12 protein-coding genes are annotated in these 13583 nt (G+C 65.5%); 3 read left to right on the top strand and 9 right to left on the bottom strand.

The features are described from left to right. Positions 1-196: 196 nt before the first annotated feature. The gene (locus MTY59_RS16820) at positions 197-1156 is read right to left on the bottom strand and encodes an alpha/beta hydrolase (protein ID WP_221042157.1); all 960 of its coding nucleotides are present in this window, start codon (positions 1154-1156) and stop codon (positions 197-199) included. Between the two features lie 324 nt (positions 1157-1480). Here MTY59_RS16820 and MTY59_RS16815 point away from each other — a divergent pair, with 324 nt between their 5' ends. Then, the gene (locus MTY59_RS16815) at positions 1481-2713 is read left to right on the top strand and encodes a cytochrome P450 (protein WP_221042156.1); all 1233 of its coding nucleotides are present in this window, start codon (positions 1481-1483) and stop codon (positions 2711-2713) included. Beyond that, on the top strand, positions 2710-3867 hold the full coding sequence (locus MTY59_RS16810) for a Zn-dependent alcohol dehydrogenase (protein ID WP_221042155.1): 1158 nt from the start codon (positions 2710-2712) through the stop codon (positions 3865-3867). Before MTY59_RS16815 ends, MTY59_RS16810 begins: the two co-directional genes overlap by 4 nt. Positions 3868-3876: 9 nt before the next feature. Here MTY59_RS16810 and MTY59_RS16805 read toward each other — a convergent pair whose 3' ends face one another. From MTY59_RS16805 to MTY59_RS16785, 5 genes are all read right to left on the bottom strand, one after another. Continuing rightward, a complete protein-coding gene (locus MTY59_RS16805; protein ID WP_221042154.1) occupies positions 3877-5781 on the bottom strand; it encodes a YhgE/Pip domain-containing protein in 1905 nt (634 codons plus the stop codon). 2 nt (positions 5782-5783) lie between these two features. Continuing rightward, positions 5784-6461, bottom strand: a complete 678-nt coding sequence (locus tag MTY59_RS16800) for a hypothetical protein (RefSeq protein WP_221042153.1) — start codon at positions 6459-6461, stop codon at positions 5784-5786. Continuing rightward, positions 6448-7092 carry a TetR/AcrR family transcriptional regulator gene (locus tag MTY59_RS16795; protein WP_221042152.1) on the bottom strand — a complete coding sequence of 215 codons (645 nt, stop codon included), beginning with the start codon at positions 7090-7092 and terminating at the stop codon, positions 6448-6450. The genes MTY59_RS16800 and MTY59_RS16795 overlap by 14 nt, the downstream gene beginning before the upstream one ends. Before the next feature lie 151 nt (positions 7093-7243). Beyond that, positions 7244-8065, bottom strand: a complete 822-nt coding sequence (locus tag MTY59_RS16790) for an SDR family NAD(P)-dependent oxidoreductase (protein WP_221046483.1) — start codon at positions 8063-8065, stop codon at positions 7244-7246. Positions 8066-8122: 57 nt separating this feature from the next. Continuing rightward, positions 8123-9343 (bottom strand): cytochrome P450, encoded by a 1221-nt coding sequence (locus MTY59_RS16785; RefSeq protein WP_221046482.1) that lies wholly within the window; start codon positions 9341-9343, stop codon positions 8123-8125. A gap of 158 nt (positions 9344-9501) precedes the next feature. Here MTY59_RS16785 and MTY59_RS16780 point away from each other — a divergent pair, with 158 nt between their 5' ends. Further along, positions 9502-10998, top strand: a complete 1497-nt coding sequence (locus MTY59_RS16780; RefSeq protein ID WP_221042151.1) for an acyl-CoA carboxylase subunit beta — start codon at positions 9502-9504, stop codon at positions 10996-10998. A 16-nt stretch (positions 10999-11014) separates the two neighbouring features. Here the strand turns inward: MTY59_RS16780 and MTY59_RS16775 are convergent, their stop codons facing one another. The 3 genes from MTY59_RS16775 to MTY59_RS16765 are packed head-to-tail and all read right to left on the bottom strand — an operon-like array spanning position 11015 to position 13580. Continuing rightward, on the bottom strand, positions 11015-12064 hold the full coding sequence (locus MTY59_RS16775; RefSeq protein WP_221042150.1) for a TIGR03857 family LLM class F420-dependent oxidoreductase: 1050 nt from the start codon (positions 12062-12064) through the stop codon (positions 11015-11017). Next, a complete protein-coding gene (locus MTY59_RS16770; protein WP_221042149.1) occupies positions 12061-12441 on the bottom strand; it encodes a nuclear transport factor 2 family protein in 381 nt (126 codons plus the stop codon). Before MTY59_RS16770 ends, MTY59_RS16775 begins: the two co-directional genes overlap by 4 nt. Continuing rightward, positions 12441-13580: a PHB depolymerase family esterase gene (locus tag MTY59_RS16765; RefSeq protein WP_221042148.1), complete on the bottom strand. Its 1140-nt coding sequence runs from the start codon at positions 13578-13580 to the stop codon at positions 12441-12443. The genes MTY59_RS16770 and MTY59_RS16765 overlap by 1 nt, the downstream gene beginning before the upstream one ends. Positions 13581-13583: the final 3 nt, after the last annotated feature.

Genomic DNA, 13583 nt, shown 5'->3' with positions numbered 1-13583 from the left:
CCGAGGGGATCCTTCTTGACATTCGATCGCTGCGGCTGCAACGGAATCGGTTTGAGTGTTTGATCATCCGCCCGATCGGTCCTCGGTTGGCTGCCGATTCCGATGTTAGCAACGCTCGATACGGTAAGAGATACCGGAGTTCAGTCGGTAAAAGTAAGTCACGACGGTTGGCGGGGGTCCGGCAAACACGATCGTGCTACATCGCGAACACACGGCGCAGCGCCTGCGCGTGCAACGCCCGATTCTCCTGGGAAACAATCCAATCGGGGACCATCGAGTCGAAGCCGTTGAAGGTCGCGGCGATCACGTGCAATTCGGTGTGGACGTACGCGTGCAACAGCCGGATGGCGTAGTCGACGGCCTCGTCCCGGCACGGATCGATCTCGGAGCAGCTGACGAACGTGGGCGGCAGGCCCTCGAGATTGGCCCGGTGCGCGGGGACGTGCTGACCGTTGGCGCGGGCGTCGCCGAGATAGTGGTTCCACGCCCGGCTCACGGCCGGACCGTTGAGACCCGGGGTGCGCTGGAATTCCCGACGCGACGGCGTGGCATCGGAATCGAGCATCGGCTGGTGCAGGATCTGCATCAGGATCGCCGGACCTTCCTGGTCGAACATGCGTTGGGTCCGACCCGCGACCAGCGCCGCGCCCGCGTCGCGGCCCATTACCGCGATGCGGCTTGCGTCGGCGTCCAGCTCCGCGCTGTTCTCGACGGCGTAACGGAAGGCCGCCTCGACATCGTCGAGCGCCGCGGGACACGGATTTTCGGGGGCCAGTCGGTAGTCCACGGAAACCACCAGACAATCACCGTCACGGGCCAGCTCCACGCAGTGCGCGTGGTCGGTCTCCAGGTTCCCGGTGACGAACCCGCCGCCGTGCGCGTACACCACCAGGGGCGCGGAGGATTCGGTGCGGCCACGATACAAACGCAGGCCCAGCTGCCGGCCCTCCGGACCGGCGATGGATCGTGAATCGACGGAGACGCCAGTGGTATCGGCCGCCGCGGCGCGCTGCGCGGCCAGCAGGTTGGCGTGTTCGCGCTCGGCCGGCAGTGTCTCGGCGCGGAATTCGAAGGCGCCCAACTCCACGGCGGCGTCGCGCAGCACCGGATCGATGCGGCTGAGACCGTGCGGCCGGGCCAGGTTCGTCTGTGTCATATCAACTCATTTTCGGGCTCGTCGTGCGTGCTCATCGGCGGTCCCGGAAGGTCGGCCTTACCGTAAACCACCTTCAAGGTAGACCTGCGCTTTTAAGTGGCGACGCACCAGGTGCTCGGGGCAGCGGTGGAAATGGGAGCCGTATCGAGTGGGCCTTCGCCCACGCCGCGAATGCTTCGCCGGTCGGCCCGGCGAGCACAAGCCATTGGGCTTCGTTGCTATTTATACTATGATAGCTATTTTCCGCTCGGTATACCCGCCGGGATTTCGCGGGCACTCGTCATCCGGTCCGCGTGAACCGCCTTTGTTTCAGGAGGAGCGCTGATGACGCTCAGCACTGGCCCGAACGGTCAACCCGTCGCACCCTTGCTCGATCTCACCGGTGAAACCAGCCCCTACCCGTTTTTTCAACACATGCGTCACACCGACCCGGTGTGGCACGGTTCCCTGGGCGATAACACCCAGTTGCCGGAGGAGCTGCGACCCAGTGACGAGTGGGTCCTGTTCGATTACAACGGTGTATCCCAAGCCTTTCGCGACGACCGGATCTTCACGTCGGCCGCCTACGACAAGACGATCGGGTTGGTGATGGGACACACCATCCTGGCGATGGGCGGCCGGGAACACCACGATCACCGCAACCTGGTGGCCAAGGCGTTCCGTGCGACCGCGTTGCAACGCTGGGAGCCGTCGGTCATCGATCCGGTCTGTGATCGACTGGTCGACGAGGTCAAGAACGACGGTCAAGCCGATCTGGTGAAGGCGGTGACTTTCGAATTTCCCACCCGGATCATCTCGACGCTGCTTGGTCTGCCCGCCGAGGACCTCGACCTCTTCCGGCGACTGTCCCTCGATCTGATCTCGATCCCGACCGACATCGAGGCGGGATTGAATGCCGCCACAGAGCTCTACGATTATTTCCTCAAACAGGTCGAGCAGCGCAGGCGCAAGCTCACCGATGACATCATCGGGGACCTGGTCGCCGCAGAGATCGACGGTGAGAAACTCACCGACGAAGCCATCATCTCCTTCTTGCGGTTGCTGCTCCCGGCCGGCCTGGAGACCACCTACCGCTCATCGGGCAATCTGCTGTACCTGCTGCTGACCCACCCCGAGCAGCTCGCGATGGTCAACCAGGACCGGTCACTGATACCGATGGCGATCGAGGAGGGTCTGCGGTTCGAAACGCCACTGACCACGGTCATGCGGACCACAACCGAAGAAGTCGAAATCGGCGGTAAGACAATCCCTGCCGACGCTCAGATCGATATGTGTATGGGCTCAGCCAACCGTGACGAGTCCCGCTGGACCAATCCCAACACTTTCGACATCCGCCGGCCGCGGCAATCCCACATCGCCTTCGCCGGCGGGATCCACATGTGCCTCGGCATGCACCTGGCCCGGCTGGAAACCCGGGTCATGTTGAACAGCCTCTTAGACCGCGTCGATAATCTGGCATTCATGCCCGACGACGGAACCGGCGAGGAATCCAAGATCGTCGGGCTCACCTTCCGGTCGCCGAACAAGCTTCCGGTGACGTTCGCCCCCGCCGCATGAGAAGCCGCGCAGCGATCCTGCACGACGTCGGCGGGCCATGGTCCGTCGAGGAATTCGAGCTCGATCCCCCCCAGGCCGGCGAGGTCCTGGTGCAGATGGCGGCGGCCGGCTTGTGCCACTCCGACGACCACATCCTCAAAGGTGACATGTCGGCGCCCAACGAGGTGATGCGATCGATGGGGCTGCCGACCATGTTTCCGACGATCGGTGGCCACGAGGGCTCCGGCGTGGTGCGCGAGGTCGGCCCGGGTGTCACCGACTTCGAGCCGGGTGACCACGTGGTGATGTCGTTCGTGGCCGTGTGCGGCCAATGCCGTTGGTGCGCCAGCGGAATCGAGTACCTGTGTGACGTCGGCATCGGCACCATGATCCCGGGGATGCCGACGGACGGCACGTTCCGCCACCACACCGCCGACGGCCGCAGCCTTGGTCACATCGCCAAGATCGGCGCATTCGCCGAACACACTGTGGTATCGACGAATTCACTGGTGAAGATCGAGCAACACCTGCCACTGACATCGAGCGCTCTGCTGTCCTGCGCCATCCCAACAGGTTACGGTTCCGTCGCCAACCGGTCCAACATGCGCGCGGGCGACACGGTCGTGGTGATCGGCGTCGGCGGGATCGGCACGGGCGCGATTCAGGGGGCCCGCATCAACGGCGCCGCGCAGATCGTCGCGGTGGATCCGGTTGACTTCAAACAGAAGTCGGCGCTGCAGTTCGGCGCGACACACAGCGCCGCGACAATCGACGAGGCGCTGGATCTGGTGCGCGGCCTGACCTACGGCGTGATGGCCGACGCGGTGGTGGTCTCGCCCTCGTTGATCACCCCGGAAGACGTCCGCGATGCCGTGAAGCTCACCCGTAAGGGCGGCACCTGCGTGCTCACCGGCATGACGTCGCAGTTGACCCGGTCGGTGAAGATCGACCTGCAGGATTTCATCCTGATGAACAAGACGTTGGCCGGCACCATATTCGGCTCGTGCAACCCGAAGGCGGACATCTCCCGGCTGGCCAGGCTTTATGAGACGGGCCAACTTCAGCTCGACGAGATGATCACCAAGCGCTATCGCCTCGACGAGGTCAACGACGCCTACGACGACCTGCTCAACGGCAAAATCGTCCGGGGCATCATCGATTTCGGGATCGCATGAAAGCTTCGCCTACATCTTGATCGCGGGGATCAGCCTGCTGAGATTCCAGACCCGGTCTCTTCGCGCCGACAGGCAGGAGATCGCCAGTGCGACAGCCGTTATCCCGACCAGCACGATGATGGCCTGCCATAGTCGAGCGTCGATGCCGCCGAGTATCAGCTGCCGGAGTCCGTTGACGCCATAGGTCATCGGATCGAAGCGGTGCAGGACCTGGAATGGCCGTGACGTGGTTTCCACGGGGTACATGCCGCCTGCACTGACGAGCTGCAGCATGAGCAGGGCCATGATCAGCACCCGGCCCACCGCTGGACCAACGAGCGCATTGATCGCCTGCGTCGCGGCTACGAACGCGCCGGAAATCAGCACCATGAAGCCCAGCATCGCCACCGGGTGCACGGCGTGCATACCGAGGGCGAACCGGACCACGCAGTAGAGAACGACGGCTTGGAACACCGCGATCGCGGCGGCAGGTAGGTAGCTGGCGAGCACCACGCGGAGCGCGAGCACCTCCGCGGCGATCGCGCGAGTCTGCAAGGGCCGCAGCACCATCCACAGCACCAGGGCGCCGAAGAACAACGCGAGCGTGAGAAAGAACGGAGCCATCCCGGTGCCGAAGTTGGGCGCGGCGTTCTCGTGTGAAGCCTCGAGTTGCACCGGACCACCGATGGTGTCGGCGACCGCATCCTTTTGCTGGGTCGTCCAGTTGGGTACCTGCTTGGCCCCCTCGGCGAGTTTGGTCGCCAGCTCGGCCGATCCCGTCTTGAGTTGTCGTGCGCCGTCGTCGAGTTTGGCGATGCCGCCCGCCAATTCGGCGTTGCCGGTGGCGACTTGCTGGGCTCCGTCGCGCAGTTGGGTGAGCTTGTTCGTCAGGTCCTGGCCCTTGCTGCCAACCTGGTCGAGCGCCGACGCGAGCGGACTGCCTGGGTTGCGCAACCCCGATGTCATGGCGATCGCCGCGTTTTGCGCGTCGGTGAGCTGCTGGCGGATCTGGGGTGTGAACTGATGACCCCGAAGCTGATCTTGGACGCCGCGCAGGTTATTTGCCAGCGGATCCTGTCGTGCCGAGAGCTGATCGATCACCGATGAAAGCGAGTTTGCGGCCGCATCCTGCGCCGTGGCGATGGTACCGATCTGGTCGTTGACCTGCGCAAGCGCGGTTGCGCCCTGTTGCAGTTGCTGCGTGCTGCCGCCGATTTGCGACACCGCCTTGGTCACCGCGAGCAGCGGGTCGGTGGCCTGGTTGATGCCGTCTGACAGCTGCTTGGCGCCGGCGGCCAGAGTTGCCGAGCCGGACCGCGCGGTGTCCAGACCGGCCGCCAGCTGACCGGCGCCGTCATCGAGTTGAGCGGCACCGTCTGCGGCCTGCTTGATACCCGATCCCGACGAAACCACCACCGACAGCATCTGATTGACGGCCTGCCCCGAGATCCGGCTGGACACGGCGTTCAGTACCTGGCCGATCGCGGTACGCCCGATACTCGTGGAGATGTAGTTGTTGGCGTCGTTGTAGACAGCGATCAGGTTGGCCTTCTTGGGTTGCCCGGTCACCGGCGAAGCGATCGCCGCGCTGAAGTCCGGCGGCAACTCGACCATGAAGTAGTACTTGCCGTGGTCGACTCCGTTGCGTGCCTCCGCTAAGTCCACGACGTGCCAGTCCAGCCCGCCGTCCGCGGTCAGGCTTTTGGCGATCTCCGCGCCGGCGTTGAACTGCTGCCCGGATACGACGGCGCCGCGGTCGGAGTTGACCAGCGCCACCGGCATCTTGTTGGTGTGGCCGAAGGGATCCCAGAACGCCCACAGGTACAGCGCCCCATATACCAGGGGCAGCAGCATCAGCACGACGATGGCCACGCGTGTCAACCGGCTGCGGCCGAAACGTTTGATCTCCGAGCCAAAGGCTAGTCCAGCCAGCATCGTCAGTCCTCTCCGGTCAGGATGCGGTGATCGTGAAGTTCGTGGTCGGGCGCGTCCGCGCCGAGTGGGTTGGTCACCCCGACGACGACGGTGCGCTGTTTCGCAATCACGCCCAGTCGGTCGACCGCGATCGCCCGTCGGGAATTGTCACGAACCTGCTCGAGGTCGCCGACCACCAGGATCGGACGGTTCGATAGCAACGCCAGCGTGATTCGCAGCAAAAACAGTTCCAGGTCTGACAATTCGACGATGTACGTGTCGTGGGACGGCGGGCTCATCTCGCCGAAAACCTCGGTCAGCTCGGCCTGGCCGGCTTGCAGCGGCACAGGTGAGTACCACGGCGCCAGCCATCGGCGTTGCTCGGCGAGAACGGTCTCCACCGTCACCGATTCCTCCAGCTCGTCGATGTCTTCGAAGGCGGCGATCGAGCAGTGCCGGCGGATCGCGCGCGGGGTGGTTTGACCGAGGACGGTCAGCGTGCCGTGGCTCGGCTTGAAACGTCCGGCGAGTGTCAGCAGCAGCGTGGTCTGCCCCGGTCCGCCGGGCATCCGAATCGCGTGAAAACCCGGTGGGAGCGCGAGATCGATATCCGAGAAGAGGGCGCCGTGTTCGCCGTCGACGCCTAAACCGCGGGCGGTGATGATCGGGGCCGCGGCGTCGGGCCCGTCATTTGCATCCATGGCGAGGCTCTCCCTGATCGGCGGAAACCGGGACCGATTCCAGCACCGCGGTGATCAGCTGCGCGAGCAGGTCGGGGTTGATGGTCCCGGGACGCAGGACCTCTTCCATCGCGATGCCGAGGTTGATCGTGACGACGAGCTGGGCGAGGTCGGCCAACTCGCGATCGGGCGCCACGGAGGGGGTCGATTTGACGATCTGCACCGCTTGGTCGGCGGCGGCGGCGCGGCGGCGTTCGATGAGGCCCGCACGCAGCTGGGGATCACGCTGGGCGCGCAGCCAGTATTCGACGAACAGCACGTAAAAGTCGGAATGGTCGCGAACTGAGTCGAGCCATGAGCGGCTCAATTCACGTGCGGCTGCACCTGTGTCGCCACCGCTGCTGTCCAGCACCGTGGCGATCTGCTCGCCGCGGAGCTCGAACTCGCGGTCGAGCAGCGCCAGGAACAGTCCGTCCTTGGATTCGAAGTTCGAGTAGACGGCACCTTTTGTGAAACCCGCGGACTGGCCGATCGCGTCGATGGTGGCGCCGGCGAACCCTTCGGCGGCGAAAACCTTCGACGCCGCGTCCAGGATCCGGTCACGAACCTCGCCGCGGGTGGGGCGGGTTCGATGCGGCTTGACGGGCGACATGGCCACAGCATACTCGACGGTATCGACTGGATACTAGCTAGTATCGAGGGCTGGCAGCAGATGGCCGACATTGAGCTGGTTATCCGCGGCGGGACGGTGTTCGACGGAGCCGGCTCGTCCACGCCGCAGGCGAATTCGCGCCCGGGTTTGTCTAGACGAGCTTGGCCATCGTGTGATCCCACAATTCACGCGCGAGGATGGGATCGCTGGCCGCCCGGTTGGCTTTGGCGGCCTTGCCTTTCGCGTAGTACTCGCCGGCGGCCCAGTCGACACCGGGCACGCTGGTCGCCAGCCAGACCAGCTGATCGGCGCCGTGATCGGCGGTCTTGATCATTCGGCTGACGGGTGTGCGTTGCACGGTGGTCAGGAACCGCGAACCGGACGAGTGACCGATGTTGGTGTTGACGAAGCCTGGGTGGACCACCGCGGCCGCAAGGCCCTCGGCGGAAAAACGCCGGTGTAATTCCTTGGTGAACAAGATGTTTGCCAGCTTCGCCAATGCATAGGCGGTGCTGGGCCGGCGCCGGTCGGTTGCGTCGAAGTCGGCGAGCGTGACTTTGCGCAGCAGCCGCTGCGACGAACTGGATGTATTGACAATCGTGGCCCGCGAACCGACCAGCACGTCCAGCAACAGCGTGGTGAGCAGAAACGGCGCCAGGTAGTTGACCTGAAGGGTGATCTCGTGGCCGTCGGCCGTCCGCCGCGGTTTGGAGAACACTCCCCCGGCATTGTTGCCCAGCACGTCGATGCGCGGATACTCGGACCGGATCTTGTCCGCCAGGGCCCGCACCTGGGACAGGTCGGCGAAGTCGGCGACAAAATAGTCGGCATCGAGCTCCGCGGCCACGGCCGCGGTCTTGCGCTCCGAGCGTCCCACCAGCACCACGTTGTCGCCGCCGCGGCTGATCCGGCGGGCCGCTGCCGCGCCGATGCCGTCGCTGGCACCGGTGATGACCACCGTCCTACCCGCCATTGCCTCGACCTCCACGGGGAGTGTAGCGAGGACCCCGCTCGAAGGGCGCCGCCGCACTCAGGTCAGCGAGTAGTGCACCGGCAGGTGCTTGAGGCCGCCGACGAAAGTGGTGGCAGTCAACCCCGGATCACCGGTCAGCTCAATCGATTTGAGCCTCGGCAATAGCTCGGAAAAGAAACTGCCGACTTCCATGCGGGCCAGCGCCGCACCCATGCAGAAGTGCACGCCATAGCCGAAGGCCAGGTGCTTGTTGGGGTCACGTCCGACGTCGAAGCGGAACGGATCGCCGAAGACCTCCTCGTCGCGGTTGGCCGAAACATAGGACAGCAGGACCGAATCCCCGGCGGCGATCGGCACCCCGCGCACCGTGGTGTCCTCGGCGGCGGTCCGCATGAACGCCTTGACCGGGGTGACCCAGCGGATCATCTCCTCGGTCGCCAGCGGCATCAGGTCGAGGTCGCCGCGCAGGCGCTCGAGCTGATCCGGATTCTCGATGAGCGCTTGCAGCCCCCCGGAGATGGTCGCGCTGGTGGTGTCGTGACCGGCGGTGGCCACGATCAGGTAGTACGAAACCGTGTCGATGTCGGACAGCGGTTCGCCGTCGACGGTGGCGTTGGCGATCGCCGAGGCCAGGTCCTCGGTCGGGTGCTCACGGCGCGCGGCGGTCACGCCGTTGAAGTACTGGAACATGTCGAGCAGCGCGGGCAGCTGATCCTCGTTCGAATCCCCCCGCCTGAATTCGCTGTCTTCGCTTCCGAACAGCTCCTGGGTGAGTTTGAGCATGCGAGGAAAGTCGGCTTCCGGGATGCCCAGCAGCGACATGATCACGAACAGTGGGTAGTTCACCGCGACCTGCTGGACGAAGTCGCATTCGGGCCCGACCGCCAACATCTTGTCTACATAGACCTTGGCCAGCTCGTCGACGCGCATCTTCAACGCGCGCATCGCCTTTGGGCGAAACCAGTCCGAGCCGATCGCCCGCACCACCCGGTGCTGTGGATCATCCAGATGGATCAGCGTGCGCACACCGGCGGCGGCCTGCATCTCGTCGCCCTCGGTGGTGGTCAGCACCGGGCGGGGCCAGTTGGTGAACAACATGTTCTCGCGCTCGATGTCCATGATGTCTGCGTGCTTGGTGATCGCCCAGAACGGCCGGTAGTTCGGAACGTCCACCCAGGACACCGGGGCGTTGGCGCGCAGGTGCGTCAGCGCCGCGTGCAACCGCTGTTCGTCGGTGTACGCCAACGGGTCCGCCAATAGCTTCGCGGCCCCGTCCATCGTGGTTGCGCTCACTGCTGAGACTCCTCGATTTGGGACGCCCCGTCGACCTCAGGACCGGCGGCGTCAGACATGCGGGTAACTTTACAGTAAGCAATCCAGTATGTGACCCCACAGATATGGTCGCGCGACGAATCTCCATGAGGTAGGACATAGGCATGCCGAAAGCCCAGGATTGGGGCGAAACGCTCGAGGATCTCGAGCGGCGCCGTCAGCACGCGCGGGACATGGGCGGCCCGGAGCGGCTCGACAAGCACCGCAACAAGGGCAAGATCGATGCCCGCGCGCGAATCGAGTACCTCGTTGATCCGGGCACATTCCGAGAGCTCGGCACCCTGGTCGGTGGCGAGATCGCTGCCGACGGCCTGATCGTCGGCTCCGGCTCGATCAACGGTGCGCCGGTGATGCTGGGCGCCGAGGACTTCACCACCATGGCGGGCAGCATCGGGCCCGGCGGCAACTCCAAGCGATACCGAATCGCCGAACTGGCGCTGCGCGACAAGATCCCGCTGGTGATGCTGCTCGAAGGCGCCGGCTTTCGTCCCGGCGGCGGGCACTACGGCCGCACCCCCACCGATCTACTGGTCCAGGCGCAGTGCTCGGGCCGCGTCCCGACCGTCGGTGCCGTATTCGGGCCGTCGGCCGGACACGGCGCTCTGGTGGCCCCGGTCTGCGACTTCCGGATCATGAGCAGGCAGGGCGCGATCTTCACCGCCGGGCCACCCGTCGTCAAAGAGTCCACCGGAGAAGACATTTCGAAGGAGGACCTCGGTGGGCCGGATGTCGCGTTGCCCAGCGGGGTGATCCACAATGTCGCCGAAGACGACGCGGCCGTCCTCGACGACGTCAGGCGCTACCTGTCCTACTTTCCATCAAGCGCATGGTCGTACCCCGCATCGTTGCCGCAGGACGAGGACGCCGAGCCACGTGCGACGCCGGAGCTGCTCGACATCGTGTCCCGCGACAACCGCCGCGTTTACGACATGCGCGCCGTGCTCGACGTGGTCTTCGACCGGCCCGACTGGTTCGAGGTGCAGCCGCAGTACGGCAAGGCGATCATTTGCGCGCTGGCCCATCTCGGTGGTCACCCGGTCGCGGTGGTGGCCAACCAGCCTCTGGTGCTCGCCGGCTCCATCGACGCCGCGGCCGCCGATAAGGCGGCGCACTTCATCATGGTGGCCGACTCGTTCCACCTGCCCCTGATCTTCCTCGCCGACAATCCCGGCATGCTGCCCGGCAGCCGCTCCGAGCGCAGCGGTGTGCTGCGCGCCGGCGCAAGAATGTTCGCCGCTCAAACCACGGCCACCACGGTGAAGCTGCACGTGACGCTGCGCAAGGCATACGGGTTCGGCTCCATGGTCATGTCCCTGCTGGGTTTCGACAGCCAGTCCGCGACCTTCGCCTACCCCGGCGCGACGATGGGTGCCATGAGCGCCGCCGCGTTGGGCCGGGCGACGCATGCCGGCGAGGACGTCACCGCGAAGTTGCGTGAGGCCGAGTTGCAGGCGTCCTATCGTTCTGCCGAACACATGGGGTTCGACGAACTCATCGATCCCCGTGAAACGCGTGACGCCCTGCTCGCGTCCTTGAAGCGCGGCCTGTCCAGCAGACAGGCCGCCGCCGAACCGGTCACCCGGACCGTCATCATGCCGTGAGTGGCGCGCCGACCGGCTAAACCTGATCCGCGGCGCGGTAGGCCGCGACGATCGGCTCGAGCTCGTCGGGTGTGGCGCCGTGCATGATGACCGCGTCGGCCCCGTAGTCGAATTCCTTGCGGACGCGATCCACGCACTGCTGCGCCGACCCGGTGGCCGAGGGCTCCAGCCATTCGTCGGGAATCAGCGTCGCGATGTGCTCGATCTGCTCGGCCGTGCCCTTGTGATCAATCCCGCCCGCGATCGAGGTGACCACCGCATCCTCGCGGAACCGTTGCAGCACAGCGGGATCCCAGTTATTGGTGTTGACCAGCAGGTCGCCGTAGCCTTGCAAGTAGGTGGCCAGACGCGCCACGGTCTTCTTCAGCCGCAGTTCTTCGGGTAGGTGGTCGCCGACGGTGGCGAAGCACGACCACACCCGCACGCTGTCCGGGTCGCGGCCGGCCTTCTCCGCCGCCGACTTCACGGTGTTGACGCTGCGCTGCAACGTCTCGGGCGTGAAATAGGTGTGCAGGATGACATCGTCGAACACGCGCCCCCCGAGCGCGAGCGTGTTCGGCCCGAAGGCCACCAGCGCCAGCCGAATGTCCTCGTTGAAGTCGGGGTCGAGGAAAAGGATAGGGTACTTGCCCATCGGGCCGTCGTGGTTGAAAATCAGCTCGCCGTGCCACAGCCGGCGCATCACCTGGGCCCAGTCCTCCATCTGCGCCGTCGTCACCGCCGGGATGCCGAAGGCCCCGTAGATCGCGGCGATGCCGCGGCCGATGCCCAACGTGAACCGGCCGCCCGACAGGCGATGCATCGTGGTCGCCCACGACCCGGTGATCAGGGGATGACGGGTGTTGTGATTGGTTGCGGCGGTGGCGATTTGCATCCGGTTGGTCACCGCGCATGCCGCCCCGACCAGAGACGACGCCTCTTTGACATTCCACCGCTCGGAGATGAAGCCGGTGCCGAAGCCCAGTTCCTCGCCGCGCCGGGCCTCATCCATCAATGTTGCCGGGCCCGCACCGCCGGCCCCGGCCAGCAGGTAGAAACCCAGTTCATCGAGCGCTCGGTCACTCAATTCCAAACCCCTTGCTGGTAGCCACAGTTCCAAACCTCGGTTATCTTGCCGCCGACGACGCGGAACACCTCGATGCTCGCGATGTTGGTCTCGGTGCCGTCCTCGGTGGTGATCGTCGAGTCGTAGACGATCGCCACGTGCTCGCCATCGTCGCCCTCGATGACGATGTTGAGGTCGAAGTGCAACGAGCTGACCAGCTCCCACATGTCCACCACTCGCTGCACCGCTTCGGCGTGAGTCAGCGTGCGCACCCCACCGACCTCGTGCCGAATCACGTTGTCGGCCAAAAGTTCATCGGCCAGGTCGATGTTGCGTTCGTTCCACACGACGAGGTTGTAGAGCTCGACCACCGTTCGCGCGGTCCAGGTGGGTGCCATCAGTCGGGCACCGCGGCTTTTCGCGCGGCGACGTCGCGCAGGAATCGGTCGGTGATCCGCTGCACGCGCCGCGAGAAGATGTGTCCGACGTGGCTGCCGTCGTACCAGTACAGTTGGCCGCCCCAGCGTTCCTGCAACGCGTCGGCGGGCTCGCGCATCGCCATCCGGTCGTGCCACGCCCCGACGATCAGCCGGTGATCCGGCGGCGGGGACGGGGTGACGGCCAGCGGATCGATCACCGAGGTCAGCTGGGTCACCACGGGCGATTCCAGTAACTCGCGGAATCCCTCGCGCGATGAGCCCCACCGCTGCAGGTGGCGCGCGATCATCGCGTTGAGCCCGAGGATCGGCGTGTAGAGGGCGACCGCGTCGATCTGCTTCTCCAGGTGGGAAACCAGCGCGGCCACCGGACTGCCCATCGAAATCCCGGCCACCACAACGGCGGTGGCGTGCGGCTGCACCCAGCGCACGACCGCGCGCACCTCGGAGATCACGCGCATCATGCCGGCCACATTGCCCAGCGGATCCATGTCGGGATAGACCGGCCATTGGCGCCGCCGGCACCCGTGGCCGGGTTGCACCGGCAGCGCGACATTGAAACCCAACTTGTGATGGATGTGTCCGATCCGGGACAACAACAGGTCTTCAGTGCCGCCCTGCCCGGCACCGTGCACCCAGACCAGCCAGGGCCTCGGCTCGTCACGGTGCCGGCACAGATGCACCACCGCCCGTGCCGGACCGCCCAGGCCGTCGGCCTCCACCGTGGCCGGCAACGCCGGGTCGTGCTCGAAGGCCATCCGTTCATACGCCAGACCCGGGATGCTGCGCTTCCGTATCGAGGTCGCCCGCAACGGTTTCGGGTCCGCGTGCGCCCGGTCGATGCCCAGCGAGGAGAGTTCCTCGGCGGCCGCGGTGCATGCGTCCAGTGGCCGCATCGGGACTGGGCTTCCGCCCAGCAGCGAAAAGGCGCTCAGCACCAGTTCGTCGAGCATGGCCTCGCCGAACTGACGCGCACCGCGTGGCGATAGCGGGGCCCATCCGGTCGACTCCTGCAGGCCGGCCACCGTCCGCGGTGCCAGCATTCCTAATTCACGGACCACATCTCTGGCCAGGCCCAGCCCACTCATCGCCGTCGCCATGTC

Source organism: Mycobacterium senriense (assembly GCF_019668465.1).
Taxonomy (GTDB): domain Bacteria; phylum Actinomycetota; class Actinomycetes; order Mycobacteriales; family Mycobacteriaceae; genus Mycobacterium; species Mycobacterium senriense.
Note: the sequence above shows the minus strand (reverse complement) of the source record. Positions and strands in the feature narration are given on the sequence as shown.

Bases quoted from the DNA above. Each gene is read 5' to 3' on its own strand.
- MTY59_RS16770 (WP_221042149.1), bottom strand. From the start codon at position 12,441: ATGGCACCCACCTGGACCGCGCGAACGGTGGTCGAGCTCTACAACCTC.
- MTY59_RS16800 (WP_221042153.1), bottom strand. From the start codon at position 6,461: ATGGATGCAAATGACGGGCCCGACGCCGCGGCCCCGATCATCACCGCC.
- MTY59_RS16820 (WP_221042157.1), bottom strand. From the start codon at position 1,156: ATGACACAGACGAACCTGGCCCGGCCGCACGGTCTCAGCCGCATCGAT.
- MTY59_RS16815 (WP_221042156.1), top strand. From the start codon at position 1,481: ATGACGCTCAGCACTGGCCCGAACGGTCAACCCGTCGCACCCTTGCTC.
- MTY59_RS16780 (WP_221042151.1), top strand. From the start codon at position 9,502: ATGCCGAAAGCCCAGGATTGGGGCGAAACGCTCGAGGATCTCGAGCGG.
- MTY59_RS16795 (WP_221042152.1), bottom strand. From the start codon at position 7,092: ATGTCGCCCGTCAAGCCGCATCGAACCCGCCCCACCCGCGGCGAGGTT.
- MTY59_RS16790 (WP_221046483.1), bottom strand. From the start codon at position 8,065: ATGGCGGGTAGGACGGTGGTCATCACCGGTGCCAGCGACGGCATCGGC.
- MTY59_RS16810 (WP_221042155.1), top strand. From the start codon at position 2,710: ATGAGAAGCCGCGCAGCGATCCTGCACGACGTCGGCGGGCCATGGTCC.
- MTY59_RS16765 (WP_221042148.1), bottom strand. From the start codon at position 13,580: ATGGCGACGGCGATGAGTGGGCTGGGCCTGGCCAGAGATGTGGTCCGT.
- MTY59_RS16785 (WP_221046482.1), bottom strand. From the start codon at position 9,343: ATGGACGGGGCCGCGAAGCTATTGGCGGACCCGTTGGCGTACACCGAC.
- MTY59_RS16805 (WP_221042154.1), bottom strand. From the start codon at position 5,781: ATGCTGGCTGGACTAGCCTTTGGCTCGGAGATCAAACGTTTCGGCCGC.